Genomic DNA, 1,795 nt, shown 5'->3' with positions numbered 1-1,795 from the left:
GTAAAAGACTTTTCTGTCGAAGTTATCTCTGTCGTTTTCTTCGAATTTTATAGTTGCTTTGAAGTTATCTTCAAAAATTTCACTTTGTTGGAATATTAATTTTATAAGTTTGTTACTATTCCTTTTTTCTTTCTTGCTTCTTTTTTGTGTTGTATTCGTCATTTATAGTAATTCGAATTTTAAACTATATTGCATTTTATTTATGAGAGAGTGTGTAATTGCCTCATCTATTTTCTGTTTCGATATTCCGTCAAAATTGTCTTTCAATATTTTGTCATCATATTTTTGTGTGATAAGGTTGTACCATAGACTTCTATTGTCTGGAAGTGCTATAAATTTCTTTGCTGCATAAGTCACTATTTCTGTTTCTATGTTGGTACATCCAAATTCTTGTTTTTGTTCTTGTTTATCAAAATTATGTCTTATAAATTTTACCATTAAATAATTTGCCTTCAATTCTAGGCTTGTTTTGAAAACTTTTCTTAATAACGTTTTTACGTTTTTATTGGCTTCTCGCCTATATTGATGTTCCATTAAATCTTTTTCTGAATACACGTTAATGTTATGTCTAATAATATGCTTTCAAAAAGTATGTCTCTAATAAATTCCGTTTTGGTGGCGTAGAATTCAATTATTTGTTTGTGGTGTGGCAAGAATCTTCTAGTATGTAAAGTTAAAATGTTGCTCCATTTGAGTTTATTTTCATCTTTTTCTAGGAAAAAATTTCCGATTGCTTCCGTTAAAAGTTTTGGCGTTTGAGAATCATATAGTCTGCAAATTGTTCTGTCTTCTATAAAATTGTGAAATTCCTTTGCTATCTGATAGTCTCTTTGGAAGTTTTCGCTTAATTCAAATACTTTTTTAAGTATATATCTGTGATTTTTCCTGAATTTTCTTTTTTCTGCTTGCATTTATGACAAGTTGTTGAAAAGTGTTGGAATTTTGTATTAATTTTCCTGTGAAGGGTGTGTTAATTCTCCTGTGAAGGTTATATTGAAGAATAGTGCTTGTTCTAGAAATTTAGTTATCATAAATATAACAATTTTGTTAACTGTGAAACTTTCTTGTTTTCTTAGTATTATTATATCTATCAAAATTCTGTCTTCTTCTGCGAAATGGAATTTTCGTTGTATTAGAAAGTCTATAACGATTTGTGCGTTATGTTGTGATTCTTGTAGGAATAATATTGCTAAGTTTTTGATTTTAAAATCATGGGATTCTTTGAAATCTTCTAAAGTTTTGAAGTATGGCCTTATTGCTTTCAATCTTCTAAAATCTTCTTGGGCGTATTTGAAGTTATTTTCTAAAATTTTGCTGGTGTTGAACAAAACTTTAAGTAGTCTCTTTTTAATAATTTTTATTTTCTTGCTTTTGTCTGGCGATGACATTTATTCTTGTGGTATTCTTCTTGACAAAATTTCTAGGAGGAAAATTTTAATTTTTCTATGTAGTAGATTTAGACTTTTTTCTCTAATGATTGACAAAAATACTTCTTTTTGTGATATTGAAAGTTCGAGAATGTGAGAGTTAAATACTTTTCGTAGTATATTTTGTATTGAATATAGATGTCTGTTGATGTTTAAGTGTGATTTTATAACAAGTAGTACTTTTCTTTTCATTAAATCTGGTGTCGAAAGAAATACCTTGATTGTTTTTAGGTCTGTCTTAAATTGTTTGTGTTTATGGAAGATTTTTCTTAGAATTATGTTGCTGATGTCTCTGTTTATTGTATGGACTGACATTTGGTTAATTTTTAGACTGTTTTTGGCTTGTATGCTTTTTTGAAGAATTGCTT

General features: G+C 28.0%; 3 protein-coding genes. All 3 read right to left on the bottom strand.

What is annotated here, in order from left to right; translation table 11 throughout:
• Positions 1 to 162: 162 nt before the first annotated feature.
• Genes WA010_RS09835 through WA010_RS09825 form a run of 3 tightly spaced genes read right to left on the bottom strand, consistent with a single transcriptional unit; the run spans position 163 to position 1,388 of the window.
• The gene (locus tag WA010_RS09835) at positions 163 to 534 is read right to left on the bottom strand and encodes a hypothetical protein (RefSeq protein WP_422556947.1); all 372 of its coding nucleotides are present in this window, start codon (positions 532 to 534) and stop codon (positions 163 to 165) included.
• Positions 534 to 911, bottom strand: coding sequence for a hypothetical protein (locus tag WA010_RS09830; RefSeq protein WP_422556946.1), 378 nt, complete (start codon positions 909 to 911; stop codon positions 534 to 536). Before WA010_RS09830 ends, WA010_RS09835 begins: the two co-directional genes overlap by 1 nt.
• Before the next feature lie 36 nt (positions 912 to 947).
• A complete protein-coding gene (locus tag WA010_RS09825; protein ID WP_422556945.1) occupies positions 948 to 1,388 on the bottom strand; it encodes a hypothetical protein in 441 nt (146 codons plus the stop codon).
• Positions 1,389 to 1,795 lie beyond the last annotated feature (407 nt).

This window comes from Sulfuricurvum sp., assembly GCF_049305995.1.
Lineage (GTDB): Bacteria > Campylobacterota > Campylobacteria > Campylobacterales > Sulfurimonadaceae > Sulfuricurvum.
Note: the sequence above shows the minus strand (reverse complement) of the source record. Positions and strands in the feature narration are given on the sequence as shown.

Coding starts and splice junctions, on each gene's coding strand:
- WA010_RS09830 (WP_422556946.1), bottom strand. CDS start 911: ATGCAAGCAGAAAAAAGAAAATTCAGGAAAAATCACAGATATATACTT.
- WA010_RS09835 (WP_422556947.1), bottom strand. CDS start 534: ATGGAACATCAATATAGGCGAGAAGCCAATAAAAACGTAAAAACGTTA.
- WA010_RS09825 (WP_422556945.1), bottom strand. CDS start 1,388: ATGTCATCGCCAGACAAAAGCAAGAAAATAAAAATTATTAAAAAGAGA.